Here is a 17,345-nt window from a genome sequence, read left to right on the forward strand (position 1 = left end):
GTTCCCCGAGCAGAGGCAGTCCAGTGAGCGCTGAAACCGACATCGCCGTCGTGGGCACCGGGTGCCGCTTCCCGGACGCGGGCAACCCCGCGGAGTTCTGGGACAACCTCGTCAAGGGCGTCGTGTCGCCACGCCCGCTGACCGACGAGGAGCTGCTGGCCGCGGGCGTCGCCGAGGAGGTGTTCTCCGCGCCCGACTTCGTCCGGGTCGCCGCCCGGCTGCCCGCCGCCGAGCGGTTCGCGGCCGGGTTCTTCGGCTACACCAGGGCGGAGGCCGAGGTGGTCGACCCGCAGCAGCGGCTGTTCCTGGAGGTCTGCTGGGAGGCGCTGGAGTCGGCCGGGCACGCGCCCGCGGCCGACGGCCCGGTGGTCGGCGTGTTCGCCGGCTGCAACGCCGGCGCGTACTCGACGATGCTGCTCGCGGCCAAGGCCCGGACGCACGGCTGGACCGCCGCGTTCGACGACATGGACCTGCACCTCGGCGGCCTCGGCGACTTCCTGGCCTCGCGGGTGGGCTACAAGCTCGGGCTGCGCGGGCCGACGGTCGGCGTGCAGACCGCGTGCTCCTCGGCGCTGTACGGGGTGCACTACGCCGTGCTCAGCCTGCTGGCGGGCGAGTGCGACATCGCGCTGGCCGGCGGTGCCGCGGTGCTGGAACCGCTGGTGGGGTACCGCCACCAGCCCGGCGGGGTGCTCTCCGAGGACGGCTACTGCCGGGCGTTCGACGCGAGGGCGACCGGCACCGTGTTCTCCTCCGGGGTCGGGGTGGTCGCGCTGCGCAGGCTCTCCGACGCGCTCGCCGACGGCGACCCGGTGCTCGCCGTGGTGAAGGGCAGCGCGGTGGGCAACGACGGCGCCGACCGCAACGCCTTCAGCGCGCCGAACCCGGCCGCCGTGGCCGACGTGGTCCGCGCCGCCCTGACCGTGTCCGACGTGGACGGTTCGCGTTTGCGCTACGTCGAGGCGCACGGCACCGGGACCGCGCTGGGCGACCGGATCGAGCTGCGCGCCCTCACCCTGGGCACCGGGGCGCGCGAACCCGGCTCGTGCGGGCTCGGCTCGGTCAAGGTCAACATCGGGCACACCGGCGCGGCCGCGGGCGCCGCCGGGCTGATCAAGGCGGTGCACGTGGTGTCGACGGGCGTCCTGCCGCCGCACCCGCTCTTCGAGTTCCCGCGCGACCCCGGCGCGCTCGCCGAGAGCCCGTTCGCCCTCTCCGCCGAACCGGGCCGCTGCACCGACGAGGACCGCCACGCGCTGGTCAACTCGATGGGCTTCGGCGGCACCAACGCGGTCGTGGTGCTCGGACCGCCACCCGCGCCCGTGCGCCCCCGGGCCGCCGCGCGCGACCGGGTCGAGCTGGTGCTGTCCGCGCGCACCCGCACCGAGCTGGACGCCCTGAGCAGGGCCGTCGCGACCGCGCTGGACAACAGCGCGGACCCGGCCGACGTCGCGCACACGCTGCGCCTGGGCCGGCGCTCCTTCGCCGAGCGCCGGGTCGTCGGCACGGCACCGCAACGGCTCCCGGGCGCGCTGCGGGTGCCCCGGCCACCCGCGGCGCGCACCGCGCGGACCAGCGGCAGCCCTGGGGTCGCCCTCACCGTCCCGACCGACGGGTCCGCGTCGCGGGCGGCGGTCGACACCGTGCGGCGGGCACTGCGGGGACGGGTGTCGGTGACGTCCGGCCCGCCGCCCGCCGGGCACTTCGTGATCGCGCTCGGCACCCCGGCCCCCGAGGGGCCCGGGGTCGCGCTGGACGCCGAACCCGACGCCGACGCCATCGCCTCGGCCCTGTCCGCCGCCTGGCTCGCGGGCGCGGACGTGGACTGGCGGGCGCTCGACGACGGCACGGGCAGGCGGGTCGCGCTGCCGACCTACCCGTTCCGGCGCGAGCGCTACTGGGCGCTGGACGACCTGCCCCCGCTCACCGCCCCCGCACCGGTGCCCGCCGCGCCGGCGGGCGACGACCTCGAAGCGGAGCTGGTCGCCCTGTGGCGCGAGCTGTTCGGCGTGGACACCGTCGGGGTCGGCGACGAGTTCGGCGCGCTGGGCGGCACCTCGCTGCTGTCCGTGCGGATGGCGGTGGAGGTCCGGCAGCGCTACGGCGTCACGCTCAACCTGCACCGGGCGGGCGGCAGCCGGGCCACCGTCCGCCGGATCGCCGACGTCATCCGCCGGGCGGGCGACGACACCGGGTCCGACGGCGACACCGGCACCGGGTCCGACGCCCACCTGGTGGACGCCGACCTGGCGATCCCCCTGGGCGAGGTCGCCGGCGGCCGGACCGAGGGCCGCGACCTGCTGCTCACCGGCGCCACCGGGTTCCTCGGCGCCTTCCTGCTCGACGCGCTGCACGCGGCGACCGGCGAGCGGATCCACTGCCTGGTGCGGGCCGCCGACGAGGCCGCCGCCTGGGAGCGCCTGGACGCCGCGGCCAAGCGGTTCGCCCTGCCCGCGCCGGACCGCGACCGGGTCCGCGTCGTCGTGGGCGACCTGGCCGACTTCGAGCGGGTCCACGCGGCGGACGACGGGTTGTCGGCGCGCGTCGGCGCGGTCGTCCACTGCGCGGCCCGGGTGGTGTTCACCGAGCCCTACCGGGTGCTGCGCGCGGACAACGTGCTGCCGTTGGCCGGCCTGCTGCGGTGGATGCGCCGGCACGGCATCCGCGACCTCGCCGCCGTGTCCACCATCGCGGCCACGCACTACGCGCTGGGCACCCACCGCGTGCTGGAGACGCGGGACCAGCCGCTCGACACCGGGGCCGGCGGCTACGGCACCTCCAAGTGGGTCGCCGAGCGGCTGCTGGAGCGGTGCGAGAAGGACGGGATGCGGGTGCGGGTCTTCCGCCCCGGCTACGTCCTGGGTTCCACGCGCACCGGCGCCTGCAACGACAAGGACCTGCTCTGGCGGGTCGTCGCCGCCGCCCTGGCCGTCGGCGCCCACCCCGCCGACGGCCGGGGGCTGCCCGCGGCACCGGTGGACGTCATCGCCAGGGCGATCGCCGAGCTGGCCCTGGCACCGGGCTCGGCGGGCCGGGCCTACCACCTGATGGACGCCGTCACCACCCGGCAGGACGCGCTGTTCGACCTGCTCGGCCAGGCCGGGCTGCCGACCGGGCGGCTGCCCTTGGCCCAGTGGCGCGACCGCGTCCGCGCCCTGGCGGTGGCCACCGGCAACGAAGTCCTGGCGACCGCCTCCGCCCTCTACGACCTGGAGGCCAACGACCTCGGTGAGCACGACGTGCAGACCGACGCGTGGCAGGGGTGGTTGCGCGCCACCGGGTTGTCCAGCGCGCCCACCGGCGAACTGCTGCGCGGCTGCCTGGGGTTCCTGGCCGACCGCGACCCCTCGTTCGGCGAACTGCTCGCCGACGTCATCGAGCAGAGGAGCACGCCATGAGTGACGGACCGACCTTCAGCCACGTGGAGTTCTGCGTCGGCGACGCGACCGCCCGCGCCGGCGACATGGTGCGGCGCTACGGGTTCGAGGTGGTCGCGAAGGCGGGCGCGCCCGGCCGGGGCGACGCGCACTCGATCGCCGTGCGCAGCGGGCGCACCACTGTGGTGATGACCGAGGGCCACACCGACGACCACCCCGCGAGCCTGTACGTCTCGCTGCACGGCGACGGCGTCAGCGACATCGCGATCCGGGTGCCGGACGTGCGCCGGGCGCTCGCCACCGCGGTCGACGCGGGCGCGCGGGTGCTGGCCGAGCCGCGCACCCTGGACGAGCCGGCGGGCGCGGTCACCGCGCGGATCGCCGCGTTCGGCGACGTGGCGCACACCCTCGTGCAGTCGCCGGAGGGCGCCGAGCCACCGGGCCTGCGGCCGGTGCCCCGCCGGACCGGGCACCGCGGTGCCCGCCTGGACCGGCTCGACCACTTCGCGGTGTGCCTGCCCGCCGGCATGCTCGACGACACGGTCCGCTTCTACCAGGACGTCCTCGGCTTCGAGCCGGTCTTCGAGGAGCGCATCGTCATCGGCAGCCAGGCGATGAACTCGCGGGTGGTGCAGAGCCGGTCGCGCGAGCTGACCATGGTGCTGATCGAACCGGACACCACGACCGAGGCCGGGCAGGTCGACGACTTCGTCAAGGACCACGGCGGGCCCGGCGTGCAGCACATCGCGCTGACCTCCGACGACATCGTGGGCACCGTCGCCGCGCTGCGCGAGCGGGGCGTGGAGTTCCTGTCCACCCCGGACACCTACTACGAGCTGCTGGCCACGCGCCTGGACCCCACCGGGTACACCGTGGCGGAGCTGCGCGAGCAGAACGTGCTGGTCGACCAGGACCACGACGGGCAGCTGTTCCAGATCTTCACCCGCTCGGTGCACGCGCGGCGCACGTTCTTCTTCGAGGTGATCGAGCGGATGGGCGCGAAGACCTTCGGCAGCGGCAACATCAAGGCGCTCTACGAGGCGGTCGAGCTGGAGCGCGTCCGCCGCCGGGACGGCGGTCGGTGAGCGCCGGCCTGTGGCTCGACGAGCTGCACGGCTCGCTGGCCGACCCCGCGCTGGGGTCGATGAACTTCCTCAACGAGGTCGCGGGCCGCTTCCCGGGCGCGGTGTCGCTGGCCGCCGGCAGGCCCGCCGACCACACCCACGACGTGGAGGCGCTGCACTCGCACCTGCGCACCTACTGCGCCCACCTGCGGGACGCGCGCGGCTACGACGAGCGCGAGGTGGCCCGCGAGCTGTTCCAGTACGGCCGGACCAAGGGCGTCGTGCACGAGCTGATCGCGGCCGGCCTCCGGGTCGACGAGAACATCGACGCCGACCCCGAGTCCGTCGTGGTCACGGTCGGCTGCCAGGAAGCGCTGCTGCTGACCCTGCGCGCGCTGCGGCGCGACGCCGCGGACGTGCTGCTCGCGGCGTCACCGATGTACGTCGGGGTGATCGGCGCGGCGGCCCTGGTCGACCTGCCGGTCGTGCCGGTGCCCGAGGGGCCCGACGGGCTCGACCCCGGCGACCTGCGGGACGCGGTGCGCGCGGCGCGCGACCGCGGTCTGCGCCCGCGCGCGTGCTACCTCGTCCCGGACTTCGCCAACCCGTCCGGCACCACCCTGCCGGTGGAGGTCCGCAAGGAGCTGCTGGCCCTGGCCGACGACGAGGACTTCCTGGTCCTGGAGGACAACCCGTACGGCCTGTTCCCCCTGGGCGAGGAGCGGCTGCCCACGGTGAAGTCGCTGGACGACCGGCGGCGGGTGGTCTACCTGGCGTCGCTGGCCAAGTCCTGCTTCCCGGGCGCCCGCGTCGGCTTCGCGGTGGCCGACCAGGTCGTGCGCGACCGCCGGACCGGCGCGCGGCGCCTGTTCGCCGACGAGCTGGCGAAGCTCAAGAGCATGGCCACGGTCAACACCTCGCCGATCGCCCAGGCGCTGGTCGCCGGGCGCCTGCTGGAGCACGGCGGGAGCCTGCTCGCCGGCACCGCGGCCGACCGCGCCGCGTACCGGCGCAACCTGCGGCTGCTGCTCGACGGCCTGGCCCGCCGGTTCCCCGCGGGCGGCGGGCACGGCGTCTCGTGGAACTCCCCCGGCGGCGGCTTCTTCGTCGTGGTCACCGTCCCGTTCGTCGCCGACGACGCGGCGCTGGAGCGGTCCGCGCGGGCCCACGGCGTGCTGTGGACGCCGATGAGCCACTTCTACCCGGCCGGCGGCGGCGAGCGGCAGCTGCGCCTGTCGTGCAGCGCCGTCGGTCCCGACGGGATCGAGGACGGCCTGGACCGCCTGGCCGCGTTCATCACCACGAGCACGGAGAGGGGAGTCGGATGAGCGATGTCACCGGGGAACTGCTCGCGGTCGTCACGGCCGAGGTGGGGCGCGCCGTCGACGCCGACACCGACCTGTTCGCCGCCGGCCTGATGTCGTCGCTGGTCTCGCTGGAGATCGTGACGCGGGTGGAGCGGCGGTACGGGATCGACGTCAACGGCGACGACCTGGACCTGGAGAACTTCCGCACGGTGGAGGCGATGGCGGCGCTGGTCGACCGGCTGCGCGCCGTGCGCGGGACGCGGAGCGCGCCATGAGCGGCGACATCGGCATCGGCGCCATCCGGTGCGTGCTCCCGGACGAGCGGGTGCCCGTGCGCGAGCTGCCCGAGTTCGCCGACCTCGACCGGCGGGCCGCGGAGTTCGCCACCTCGTGCGGCATCGACGCGGTGGGCGTCCTGCCCGAGGGCAGCACGCAGGCGGAGTGGGCGGCGCGGGCGTGCGCGGAGCTGCCGGAAGACACCGGCCGGCCCGACCTGCTGCTCATGGTCGGCCCGCGCTCGCCGGACGTGCTGCTCGGCTCCGACGTCTACCGGGTGCAGCACGAGGCCAAGATGAACACCGCCTTCGCGTTCACCGTCGACGGCCTCGGCTGCACCGGCTCGTCGGCCGCCTGGTCGCTGGCCGCCGCCCTGCTCCGCGCGTCCCCGGCGCTGGAGCGGGTGGCGATCACCTACGCGAGCAGGCCGACCGGCGTCGACCGGATCCGCTACCCCGTGTCGGTCATCGGCGACGGCTCCTGCGCGATGAGCGTCGTGCGCGGCGGCCGGCCGGTGCTGCGGGCGCACCGGATGGAGGCCGACGGCCGGTTCCACGACCTGTTCGCGGTGGACTACAAGCGGGCGCCGCACTACGAGTGGCGCGAGGAGTGCCGGTCCGCCGACCGGTACCGGTTCGAGCTGGCCATGGAGTCCCGGCAGCGCCTGAGCCGGATGGTGGACGAGGTGTTGGCCGAGGTCGGCGCGGGCCGGGGCGACGTCGCGGCCGCGGTCATGCAGAACGTGACCGCCGGCGCGTTCGACTTCTACGAGGCGCTGCTCGGCCTGCCGATCCACCGGGTGTGCCGGGAATCCCTGCGCGAACTCGGCCACCTCGGCGCGATGGACGTCGTGCTCAACCTGCGCCGCGTCCTCGACAGCGGCGACGTCGGGCCCGGTGACCTCGTGCTCGTGCTCAACAACAGCCCGGTCGCCGCCTGGTCGGCCACCCTCTGGGAAGTCTGATGACCGCGCACCCCCCACCCGACCGCACCCTGTACGAGTGGTTCGCCGAGTCGGCGGCCCGCCACCCCGGCGCGCCCGCGCTGGTCGTGCACGGCCGCACCGTCACCTACGACGAGCTGCGCCGGTGCGCCGAGGCGCTGGCTGGCCGCATCACCGCCGGGCACGGCACCCCGCGGCGGGTCGCGCTGCTCGCGTCCCGCAGCCTGGTGGCCTTCGCCGGGTACCTGGCCGCGCTGCGCCTGGGCGCGGTGGTGGTCCCGCTGAACCCGCGCTTCCCGGAGCAGCGCAACCTGGCCGCGTGCGAGGCGGCCGGGGTCGACCTGGTGCTCGCCGACCCCTCCGCCCCGGTGCCGGCCCCGGGGCCGTGGCGGGTGCTGGCCCTCATCGACGCCGAGCTGGACCCGACCGCCGCCGCGCCGGACCTGCCCGCCCACCGCGCCGACCCGGCGGGCGTGGCCTACGTGCTGTTCACCTCCGGCTCCACCGGCAGGCCCAAGGGCGTGCCGATCGGGCACCGGCAGCTCTCGGCCTACCTCGCGCACAACATCGGCAGGTTCGCGGTGGGGCCGGGCTGCCGGGTCTCGCACACCTTCGACCTCACCTTCGACCCGTCGGTGTTCGACCTGTTCGTCACCTGGGGCGCCGGCGCGACCCTGGTCGTCCCGCAGCGCGCGGAGCTGCTGGCGCCGGTGGACTACCTGGTCGACAACGGGATCACGCACTGGTTCTCGGTGCCGTCGGTGATCTCGGTCAGCGCCCGGCTCGGCAAGCTCCGGGGCCGCGCGGAGGCGTTGCGGCACAGCCTGTTCATCGGCGAGCAGCTGACCGCGGAGCAGGCCCGCGCCTGGCAGGGCATCGCACCGCGGTCGGACATCACCAACGTCTACGGGCCGACCGAGCTGACGGTGGCGTGCACCGAGTACACGCTGCCCGCCGACGTGGCGGACTGGCCGCGCACGTCCAACGGCACGGTGCCCATCGGCGAGGTCTACCCGTTCCTGGAGCACCTGGTCCTGGACGAGCGCGGCGCGCCCGCCACCGAGGGCGAGCTGGTCGTGCGCGGCGCGCAGCGCTTCGCCGGCTACCTGGACCCGGCGGACGACGCCGGGCGGTTCCTCGCCTTCGACGGCACCGCGGCCACGGCGTACGACGGCTCCGCGCCGCTGGACGCCGCGCACTACTACCGGACCGGGGACCGGGTCCGCCGCGAGCCCGCCGGCTGGGTGCACCTGGGCCGGCTGGACGACCAGGTCAAGATCCGCGGCTACCGGGTCGAGCTGGGCGACGTCGAGGCGACGCTGCGCCGCCACGAGGGCGTCACCGACGCCGTGGTGCTCGCGCGCCGCGACGGCACCGACGTCGAGCTGATCGGCTGCTACACCGGTGCCGCGCTCGACCCGCGCGAGCTGGTCCGCTGGCTGGGCAGGCAGCTGCCGACGCACATGGTGCCCAGGCGGCTGCGGCACCTGCCCGACCTGCCGCTGAACGCGAACGGGAAGGTGGACCGCGGCGGGCTGGCCGCGGTCGTCCTGGACTAGAGACCACCGTGGGGGACCGGGGATGGACTTCAGCTTGTTCTACTTCTCCAACGACGACGAGCGGCCCGGCCGCGGGCGGTACGAGCTGCTGCTGGAGGGCGCCCGGTTCGCCGACACCCACGGCTTCCGCGCGGTGTGGACGCCGGAGCGGCACTTCCACGAGTTCGGCGGCATCTACCCCAACCCCGCCGTCGCGGGCGCCGCGGTCGCCGCGGTCACCGAGCGGGTGGGCATCCGGGCGGGCAGCGTGGTCGCGCCGCTGCACCACCCGTTCCGCATCGCCGAGGAGTGGGCCGTGGTCGACAACCTCTCGGACGGCCGGGTCGGCCTGTCGTTCGCGTCGGGCTGGCACGCGGTCGACTTCTCGCTGCGGCCGGAGAACTACGCCAACCGCAAGGACGTGCTGTTCGACCAGCTCGACGCCGTGCGCGCCCTGTGGCGGGGCGAGCCGGCCGGGACCAGGGACGGCGCGGGCAACGAGGTGCGGGTGACCGTCCACCCCCGACCGGTGCAGGCGGAGCTGCCGGTGTGGGTGACCAGCGGGGGTGACGTGGAGACGTTCCGGCGGGCCGGGCGCGCCGGCGCCGGGCTGCTCACCCACCTGCTCGGCCAGGAGGTCGACGCGCTGGCGGGCAGGATCGCCGAGTACCGGAAGGCGGTCGCCGGGCGCGCCGACGGGTGGCCGGGGCACGTCGTGCTGATGGTGCACACGTTCCTCGGCGCCGACGACGCCGAGGTGAAGGAGCAGGTGCGCGCGCCGCTGACGGCCTACCTGCGCAGTTCGCTCGGGCTGATCACCAGCTCCGGGCACGCCGGCATGCGCAAGCTGGGCCAGTCGTCGCTGCGGGAGAAGGACGTCGAGTTCCTGGTCAGGCGCTCGTTCGACCGGTACTACGACGACGGCGGGCTGCTGGGCGCGGTGGACAAGTGCCGCGGGGTGGTCGAGCGGCTGCGCGCCATCGGGGTGGACGAGATCGCCTGCCTGATCGACTTCGGGCTGCCCGCCGAGCAGGTGCTGGGCGCGCTGCCCCGGCTCGACGCGCTGCGCGCGCTCAGCGCGGGGGTCGCCGCGTGATGCCCGGGTCGAGCGGGGGCGGCGTCACCGGGGTCCGCGTCCCGGGCCGCGCGGATTGCCTGCACGAGAGGTTCGCCGCGGTGGCCGCGCGGTTCCCCGACCGGGTCGCGGTGGACGACCGGCGCCGGCGGCTGACCTACCGGGAGCTGGACGTCGCGGCCAACCGGCTGGCCCACCGCCTGGTCCGGCACGGCGCGGGCCCGGGGGTGCTGGTCGGGGTGTGCGCGGAGCGGTCGGTCGACCTGGTGGTGGCCGTGCTCGGGGTGCTCAAGGCGGGCGCCGGCTACCTGCCCCTGGACCCGCGCCACCCGGCGGCGCGGCGGGAGCTGGTGCTCGCCGACGCCGGGTGCGCGATCCTCGTCGGCGACGCGCCGCGGGGCACCGGGGCGTTCGTGTCCCCGGCCGACCCGGCGCTCGCCGACGAGCCCGCCACCCCGCCGTCGACCCCGGTCGGCGCGGACGACGTCGCCTACGTGATCTACACCTCCGGCTCGACCGGCACGCCGAAGGGCGTCGTGGTCGAGCACGCGAACGTGACCAGGCTGTTCGACGTCACCCGACCGGGGTTCGGCTTCACCGAGCACGACGTCTGGACGATGTTCCACTCCCCCGCCTTCGACTTCTCGGTGTGGGAGCTGTGGGGCGCCCGGCTCCACGGCGGCCGGGTCGTCGTCGTGCCGCACGCGACCAGCCGCGAGCCGGAGCGGTTCCTCGACCTGCTGGTGGCCGAGGGCGTCACCGTGCTCAACCAGACGCCGACGGCCTTCGCCGGGCTGTCCGCGGCGGTCGCGGCCGCCGGGTACCCGGCGACGGCGCTGCGGCTCGTCGTGTTCGGCGGCGAGGAGCTGCGCCCCGGCTCGCTGCGGCCGTGGGTGTCGCACTACGGCGACGACCGGCCCGTGCTGGTGAACATGTACGGCATCACCGAGACCACCGTGCACGTGACCAGCAGGCGCATCCGGCGCGCCGACCTCGGCTCGACGCGCAGCCCGATCGGCCGGCCGCTGCCGGACCTGCGCGTGCACGTCCTCGACGAGCGGCGGCGACCGGTGCCCGCGGGCGAGGTCGGCGAGATGTACGTGGCGGGTCCGGGCGTGGCCCGCGGCTACCTCGGCCGGGACGAGCTGACCGCGGCGCGGTTCGTCACCGGGCCCTCCGGCGAGCGGGTGTACCGCACGGGCGACCTGGGGTCCGTCGACGAGGCCGGCGAGCTGACCTACCACGGCCGGGTCGACGACCAGGTCCAGCTCCGCGGGTTCCGGGTCGAGCCGGGCGAGGTGGCCTCGGTGCTGCGGCAGGACCCGACCGTGCGCGACGCCGTCGTCCTGCTGGGCCGCAACGGGCGGGGCGAGCCGCGCCTGGAGTGCTACTGGACCCCGGTGTCGGCCGGGGACTCCGACCAGGGGCCGCGCGTGCGGGCGGCGCTGGCGGAGCGGTTGCCGGACTACCTGGTCCCCACCGTGTTCCACGCGGTGGCCGCGCTGCCGATGACGCCGAACGGGAAGCTCGACAAGGCCGCGCTCACCGCGCTGCCGACCCCGGGGCCCGAGCCCGCCGCCGCCCCGGCCGACCCGGTCGAGCACGCCATCGCCTCGATGTGGGCCGACCTGCTGGAGCTGGACTCGGTCGGCGCCGACGACGCGTTCTTCTCGATCGGCGGCGACTCGATCCTGGCCATCCGCTTCGCCGGCGAGGCCAAGGCGGCGGACCTGCCCGTCGCCGTCGAGGACCTGTTCCTCGCCCAGACGCCGCGCGAGCTGGCCCGGCTGTGCCGGGAGCGGGGGTCCACCGGGCCCGCGCCCGCGGCCGACGAGCGCGACCCCGTCCTGGCGCTGCCCGCGGACTACCTCGCCGCGCTGCCGGACGACGTCGTCGACGCCTACCCGGCATCGGCCCTGCAACAGGGCATCATCTTCCACGCCAAGCTGAGCCGGGACGGCACCGTCTACCACGACCTGGTGGCCGTGCACCTCGCCGGCGCCCTCGACGTCCCCGCGCTGCGGGCGGCCCTGGACGGGCTGGCGGACGCCCACGAGGTGCTGCGCACCCGCTTCGACCTCGGCGGGCACCGCGGGGTCGTCCAGCTCGTCGGCCGCGCGGCGACCATCCCGCTGACCGTGCGGGACGCCGGGCCCGCGCCCAGCCCGCGGGAGGCGCTGCGGCGGTGGTGGCGCGAGGAGTGGCGCACCGGTTTCGACCTCACCGCGGCGCCGCTGGCTCGGTGCCACGTGCTGCGCCACGCCGACGGCACGTGGCACCTGGCCGTCGCCGCGCACCACGCGGTCCTGGACGGGTGGAGCTTCGCGTCGCTGATGACCGAACTGCTGACGGCCTACGCCGGCGGCGCGGTGGCGTCACGGGGCCCGCGCCCCGCCTACCGGGACTTCGTCGCCCTGGAGCTGCGTGAGGGCGGGTCGGAGGCGGCCCGCCGGTTCTGGGCCGACCAGCTCGCCGGCGCGCCGGTGCTCGACTTCCCCGCGCCAGGGGCGGACGCCGGCGGCGAGCCCTCGGTGGACCCGGACGTCGACGTCGAGCTGCCCGCCGACCTCGTCGACGGCGTCCGGCGCGCCGCGAACGCCTTCGGCGTGCCGCCCAAGAGCGTCTTCCTCACCGCGCACCTCGCCGCGCTCGCCCGGCTGACCGGCGTCACCGACGTCGTCTCCGGCGTGGTGTTCAACGGGCGGCCCGAGGTCGCGGGCGCGGAGCACGCGCTCGGGTTGTTCCTCAACAGCCTGCCGTTCCGGGTCCGGCTCGACGAGGAGGACTGGCCGGAGCTGGCCGCCGCGGTGTTCGACACCGAGAGCCGGATCGTGCCGCACCGGCGGTTCCCGCTGGCCGCGATCCGCCGCGAGGTCGGCGCCGTGCCGTTCGCGGTGCTGTTCAACTACGCCCGATTCCACGTCTTCGACGCGCTGGCCGACCTGCCCGCGCCGGTCCCGCGCGACTGGTTCTTCTCCGACCGCACGAACTTCGGCGTCGTGGTCGAGGTCGGCCAGGTGCCGCTGGCCGACCGCTGGGAGCTGCACGTCCGGACCGATCCCGCGACCGTGCACCCCGGCGTGGCCGGGCTGCTCGCCGACGGGTTCCGGGACGTGCTCGCCGAGATCGTCGCGGAAGGAGCCCGCCGGTGACGGCCAAGCCCCGCCTCGTCGTCGTGTGCGACCGCAGCGCGGTCCTGCTGCCCGACCTGGTCTCCGGCCTGTCCGGCCTCGGTGAGCTGGTGTTCCTGGTCAACCGCTCGCGGTTCACCGAACCGCTGCGGCCGGTGCTGTCCCGGGTCGGCACGCTGCTCGACCTGCCGCCGTCCCCGTCCGGGGCACTGGCCGCGGTCCGCCCGCTCGCCCCGGACGGCATCCTCACCTTCAGCGAGGGCATGATCGGGGTGACCGCGGCCCTGGCGCACGAACTGGGCCTGCCCTACCACAGCCCGGACGCCGCGCGGGCGCTCACCGACAAGGCCACCCAGCGGGCGCTGCTGCACGCGGGCGGCGCGGACTCGGTGCGCAGCGTGCTCGTCACCGAGCCGGACCAGTGGGCCGACGCGGTCGCGGTGACCGGCCTGCCCGCCGTCGTCAAGCCCGCGCGCAGCCAGGGCAGCCGGAACACCCGGCTGGTCACCGACGCCGACGCGGGCCGGGACTTCGTGCGCGCCGCGCTCGGCGGCAACGCCCCGGAGGACGCGCTGGTGGTCGAGGAGTACCTGCGCGGGCGCGACTGCCGCCCGTTCGGCGACCACGTCTCGGTCGAGACGGTCGTGTCGGACGGGCACCCGTCGCACGTCGCGGTGACCGGCAAGTACCCGTTCGTGCCCGGGTTCCGGGAGGCGGGCCAGTTCTGGCCGTGCCAGCTCGACCCGGACGAGCAGGACGCGGTGCGCGCCCTGGCCGGCCGGGCGGTCGCCGCGCTGGGCGTGCGCACCGGGCTGCTGCACACCGAGGTGAAGCTGACCCCGGCGGGCCCGCGCCTGATCGAGGTGAACGGCCGGATGGGCGCGTGGATGAACGACCTCGGCCGCCGCGCGGGCGGGCTCGACCTGGTCACCATCGTCGGCAGGCTGGCGCTCGGCGAGCGGGTCGCCGTGCCGCCGGTGGAGTCGCCGCGGGTGCGCTACCAGTACAGCCACAACGCGCCGATGCGGGACTGCGTGCTCCGGGAGGTCAGCGGGGTGCGGGAGGTGCGCGGGCTGCCGACCGTGGTCGGGTACCGGGCGTTGATGCACCCCGGTGAGCGGGTCGAGGGCGCGGTCGGCACGAACCAGCTCGACCTGCTCTACGGCGACGCGGCGTCGTACGACGAGATGTTCGGGGTGGTCGAGCGGGTGCAGGACGCGCTGAAGTTCACCTTCGAGGATGAACGGGGTGGCCGTACCGTGTCGGCGGGCTCGCTCGCCTGGGAGACCGGGCGCACCTCGCCCGACGAACTGACCTGGGTCACCGGAGCCACGTGAGCCCTTCGGCCGAGGAGGACGGTCCATGTCGGAGCACGCCGCGCCCGACCACCCATTACCCCGCGGCCCAGCGCTGCCCGGCTCAGCGCTGCCCGGCTCAGCGCTGCCCGGCTCAGCGCGACCCGGCCCAGCGCGGCCCGACCCGCCGCCGCCGACCCGGACCAACGGCCCGACCAACGGCCCGACCGACCTGCGCCCGACCGACCTGCGCGCGGCCATGAGCCGGTTCGCCACCGGCGTCACGGTGATCACCACCGGCGGCCGGCACTGCCACGGGATGACCGCGAACGCGTTCACCTCGGTCTCCCTCACCCCGCCGCTGATCGCCTGCTGCGTGGCCACCACCGCCCACATGCACGAGGCGATCACCAGGCAGGGCGAGTTCGCCGTGTCCGTCCTCGGCGCCGGCCAGGAGCACCTGGCCCGCCACTTCACCGACCGCACCCGCCCGCGCGGCGCCGCCCAGTTCGAGCGCGTGCCCCACCACCCGGCCACCCGCGTCGACGCACCGCTGCTGACCGGCGCGGCGGCCTGGCTGGAGTGCCGCCTCGCCACCCGCCACCGGGCCGGCGACCACACGATCTTCCTCGGCGAGGTGCTGACCACCGCGTGCGCCGACGGCCCCGGCGCCCTGCTGTTCCACGGCGGCGGCTACCACGCCCTGGCGCACCGAGCGACCCGCTAGTCCGCCGTGGGAACCCGCACGTGCCCGGACCCCCGCGGCACCGGGCACGTGCGGGTGGCTCACGGGCTCAGCCGGCGTAGTGGACGTCCGGCCACGGCGGGGTGGCCATGCCGTTGCCGATGTGGAAGCTCGGGTGCGGGGGCTGGTTGTAGGCGGTGTTCTGCCAGGCGATGGCGACCCGGTACGTGGTGTCGTGCATCAGGGTCGGGATGCGCCGGTCGGTCTGGTTCGGCGTGGCGTAAATGCGCAGGGCCCGGTTGTCCGTGGTGGGCCAGATGGCCTCCTCGCGCCAGTCGCCCAGGAGGTCCGCGGTCAGCGACGGGTTGGCCTTGGTGCCGTTGTTGGAGTGCACGCCCGACGCGGACAGCAGGCGGGTGTCGCCGCCGGTGCCGTACTTGTCGACGTGGGTGCCGTCGAGCAGTTCGCGGGTGGGGTCGCCGTCCCACCAGATCAGGTGGTTCGCCGAGGACGGCTTGCGGCCGACCGCCTCGCCCCTGGTGTTGCGGATCTGGGAGTCGGCGCTGGACCAGGACTCGGCGCCGGGGCTGCCCGCGTAGACGTCACCGGACACGCCGCGGCCGTTGTCGCCCGCGGGCGCGGTCCGCCACAGCACCTGGCCGGTGCGGGCGTCGGCGAACCACGAGCCGGGCTGGCTGCCGTTCTCCGAGACCTTGTAGTACTCCAGGCCCGGCCGCGACGGGTCGAGGTCGCCCAGGTGGGCGGCGTCGCCGTGGCCGAACCGGGTGTTCCACAGGCCGCGGCCGTTGTCGTCGATCGCGGCGGCGCCGTAGACGATCTCGTCCCGGCCGTCCTGGTCGACGTCACCGACGGTCAGCGAGTGGTTGCCCTGGCCCGCGTAGGTGCTGTTGCCCGAGGCGTTGGAGTCGAACGTCCAGCGCTTGGTGAGCTGCCCGTTGCGGAAGTCCCAGGCCGCGATCACCGCGCGGGTGTAGTAGCCGCGCGCCATGATCAACGACGGGCGGGCGCCATCCAGGTACGCGGTGCCCGCCAGGAACCGGTCGACCCGGTTGCCGTAGCTGTCGCCCCAGGACGAGACCGTGCCGCGCGGCGGGTCGTAGTTCACCGTCGACACGGCCGCGCCGGTCAGGCCGTTGAACATGGTCAGGAACTCCGGGCCGGCCAGCACGTAGCCGTCGCCGTTGCGGTGGTCGGCGCTCGCGCTGCCGATGACGGTGCCGCGGCCGTCGCGGGTGCCGTCGGCGGTCTTCATCGCCACCTCGGCCCGGCCGTCGCCGTCGTAGTCGTAGACCTGGAACTGGGTGTAGTGCGCGCCGGAGCGGATGTTGCGGCCCAGGTCGATGCGCCACAGCCGGGTGCCGTTCAGTCGATAGGCGTCGAGGTAGGTGTTGCCCGTGACACCGGCCTGCGAGTTGTCCTTGGCGTTGTCCGGGTACCACTTCAGGAAGATCTCGTACTGCCCGTCGCCATCGGCGTCGCCGACGCTCGCGTCGTTGGCGCTGTAACCGCTGCCCGGCGACTGGATCGGCACGTCCAGGTAGCCCGAGCCGAACGACAGGGACGCCGGTGAGGCGGGCTGCTCGGCACCGCCCACCACCGCCCGCACGGTGTACGAGGCGCCCGCCGGGGCGCCGGGGTCGAGGTAGTTGGTCGAGGCGGTGATCGGTGAGGAGTTGACCTTCGTGCCGCCCCGGTAGACGTTGAACCCCACGTCCCTCGGGTCGCCGGCCAGCAACCGCCAGCTCACCAGGTTGTTGCTGCCCGACCGGACGCTGATCACGCCCCGGTCCAGCCGCTCCACCTGCTTGCGCCCGGTGGGGTCGCCCGGCTCGGGGCCGGGCCCCTGGTCGGTGGTCGTCGTGGTGGGATCGACACCGCCCGTGCAGGTGGTGCCGTTGAGCGCGAACGACCCGGGTGTGCCGACCTCGGTGCCGCTGGTCGTGCCGTTGAAGCCGAACGACACCGCGCCACCGGTCGGGATCGCCCGGTTCCAGTCCACGTTGGACGCGGTCACGCTCGCGCCCGAGGCGGCGAACACCGCGTTCCAGCCCTCGCCGTAGCGCTCGGCACCGGGGAAGGTCCACGCCAGGCGCCACCCGTCGACCGGGTCGCCCAGGTTCCTGACCGTGACGTTGGCGGAGAACCCGCCCTGCCACTTGTTCTGCACCACGTAGTCGACCTCGCAGCCGGGCGCGGCCGACGCCGTGCCCGCGACCAGGAGGCCGCCTGCCAGTGCGCTGATCGCCGTGACGGCGGCGACCTCGCGCACTCGGACATTGGAGAGCACCGTTGCTCCTCCGTCTCCAGGTTCTGGGAGCGCTCCCAGAACAGTGCCCGGGAGAGCGCTCGGGTCTTGAAACGATTCACCACAGAAGCGATCCATGTCTCCGCGTGGTGTTTCACGGAGGTTTTTGCGCCGACTCGGAACGAAAGCCGGGATGTGCCATCCGCCCGTTTTCGCCGACCGTCCGGCAAGCAGAAGGTAGGCAGGGCCGCTACCCGATGTCAACAGCCATCCCGAAAACTTTCGAACCCTTGTCGTACAACTGTCAACTGTCAAGCCCCAGGTAAAACCTACCTGAAGTGCAGGAAGTCACATACTTGAACAAGTTCAACCCATCCGTTTCGTCTCA

11 protein-coding genes are annotated in these 17,345 nt (G+C 74.8%); 10 read left to right on the top strand and 1 reads right to left on the bottom strand.

The window, feature by feature from the left end:
- Positions 1-23: 23 nt before the first annotated feature.
- Genes EKG83_RS29640 through EKG83_RS29685 form a run of 10 tightly spaced genes read left to right on the top strand, consistent with a single transcriptional unit; the run spans position 24 to position 14,733 of the window.
- On the top strand, positions 24-3,398 hold the full coding sequence (locus tag EKG83_RS29640) for a thioester reductase domain-containing protein (protein ID WP_033430179.1): 3,375 nt from the start codon (positions 24-26) through the stop codon (positions 3,396-3,398).
- On the top strand, positions 3,395-4,462 hold the full coding sequence (gene hppD, locus EKG83_RS29645) for a 4-hydroxyphenylpyruvate dioxygenase (RefSeq protein WP_033430180.1): 1,068 nt from the start codon (positions 3,395-3,397) through the stop codon (positions 4,460-4,462). Before EKG83_RS29640 ends, hppD begins: the two co-directional genes overlap by 4 nt.
- The gene (locus tag EKG83_RS29650) at positions 4,459-5,769 is read left to right on the top strand and encodes an aminotransferase-like domain-containing protein (RefSeq protein WP_033430181.1); all 1,311 of its coding nucleotides are present in this window, start codon (positions 4,459-4,461) and stop codon (positions 5,767-5,769) included. Before hppD ends, EKG83_RS29650 begins: the two co-directional genes overlap by 4 nt.
- Positions 5,766-6,023 carry an acyl carrier protein gene (locus tag EKG83_RS29655; protein WP_033430182.1) on the top strand — a complete coding sequence of 86 codons (258 nt, stop codon included), beginning with the start codon at positions 5,766-5,768 and terminating at the stop codon, positions 6,021-6,023. Before EKG83_RS29650 ends, EKG83_RS29655 begins: the two co-directional genes overlap by 4 nt.
- Complete coding sequence (locus EKG83_RS29660; protein WP_033430183.1) at positions 6,020-6,988, top strand: 3-oxoacyl-[acyl-carrier-protein] synthase III C-terminal domain-containing protein; 969 nt, start codon at positions 6,020-6,022, stop codon at positions 6,986-6,988. The genes EKG83_RS29655 and EKG83_RS29660 overlap by 4 nt, the downstream gene beginning before the upstream one ends.
- On the top strand, positions 6,988-8,526 hold the full coding sequence (locus tag EKG83_RS29665; protein ID WP_033430184.1) for an amino acid adenylation domain-containing protein: 1,539 nt from the start codon (positions 6,988-6,990) through the stop codon (positions 8,524-8,526). Before EKG83_RS29660 ends, EKG83_RS29665 begins: the two co-directional genes overlap by 1 nt.
- A 22-nt stretch (positions 8,527-8,548) precedes the next feature.
- Positions 8,549-9,601 (top strand): MupA/Atu3671 family FMN-dependent luciferase-like monooxygenase, encoded by a 1,053-nt coding sequence (locus EKG83_RS29670; protein WP_033430185.1) that lies wholly within the window; start codon positions 8,549-8,551, stop codon positions 9,599-9,601.
- Positions 9,601-12,732: a non-ribosomal peptide synthetase gene (locus EKG83_RS29675; RefSeq protein WP_153278532.1), complete on the top strand. Its 3,132-nt coding sequence runs from the start codon at positions 9,601-9,603 to the stop codon at positions 12,730-12,732. The genes EKG83_RS29670 and EKG83_RS29675 overlap by 1 nt, the downstream gene beginning before the upstream one ends.
- Entirely contained in the window at positions 12,729-14,048 is a 1,320-nt protein-coding gene (locus EKG83_RS29680) for an ATP-grasp domain-containing protein (RefSeq protein WP_051765404.1), read from the top strand. Before EKG83_RS29675 ends, EKG83_RS29680 begins: the two co-directional genes overlap by 4 nt.
- 25 nt (positions 14,049-14,073) lie before the next feature.
- Positions 14,074-14,733, top strand: coding sequence for a flavin reductase family protein (locus EKG83_RS29685; RefSeq protein ID WP_228122271.1), 660 nt, complete (start codon positions 14,074-14,076; stop codon positions 14,731-14,733).
- Positions 14,734-14,800: 67 nt separating this feature from the next.
- Here the strand turns inward: EKG83_RS29685 and EKG83_RS29690 are convergent, their stop codons facing one another.
- On the bottom strand, positions 14,801-16,999 hold the full coding sequence (locus EKG83_RS29690) for a rhamnogalacturonan lyase family protein (RefSeq protein ID WP_228122272.1): 2,199 nt from the start codon (positions 16,997-16,999) through the stop codon (positions 14,801-14,803).
- Positions 17,000-17,345: the final 346 nt, after the last annotated feature.

Origin of the sequence: Saccharothrix syringae (assembly GCF_009498035.1) — a bacterium.
GTDB lineage: Bacteria > Actinomycetota > Actinomycetes > Mycobacteriales > Pseudonocardiaceae > Actinosynnema > Actinosynnema syringae.

Bases quoted from the DNA above. Each gene is read 5' to 3' on its own strand.
- hppD (WP_033430180.1), top strand. From the start codon at position 3,395: ATGAGTGACGGACCGACCTTCAGCCACGTGGAGTTCTGCGTCGGCGAC.
- EKG83_RS29655 (WP_033430182.1), top strand. From the start codon at position 5,766: ATGAGCGATGTCACCGGGGAACTGCTCGCGGTCGTCACGGCCGAGGTG.
- EKG83_RS29660 (WP_033430183.1), top strand. From the start codon at position 6,020: ATGAGCGGCGACATCGGCATCGGCGCCATCCGGTGCGTGCTCCCGGAC.
- EKG83_RS29665 (WP_033430184.1), top strand. From the start codon at position 6,988: ATGACCGCGCACCCCCCACCCGACCGCACCCTGTACGAGTGGTTCGCC.
- EKG83_RS29670 (WP_033430185.1), top strand. From the start codon at position 8,549: ATGGACTTCAGCTTGTTCTACTTCTCCAACGACGACGAGCGGCCCGGC.
- EKG83_RS29675 (WP_153278532.1), top strand. From the start codon at position 9,601: ATGCCCGGGTCGAGCGGGGGCGGCGTCACCGGGGTCCGCGTCCCGGGC.
- EKG83_RS29685 (WP_228122271.1), top strand. From the start codon at position 14,074: ATGTCGGAGCACGCCGCGCCCGACCACCCATTACCCCGCGGCCCAGCG.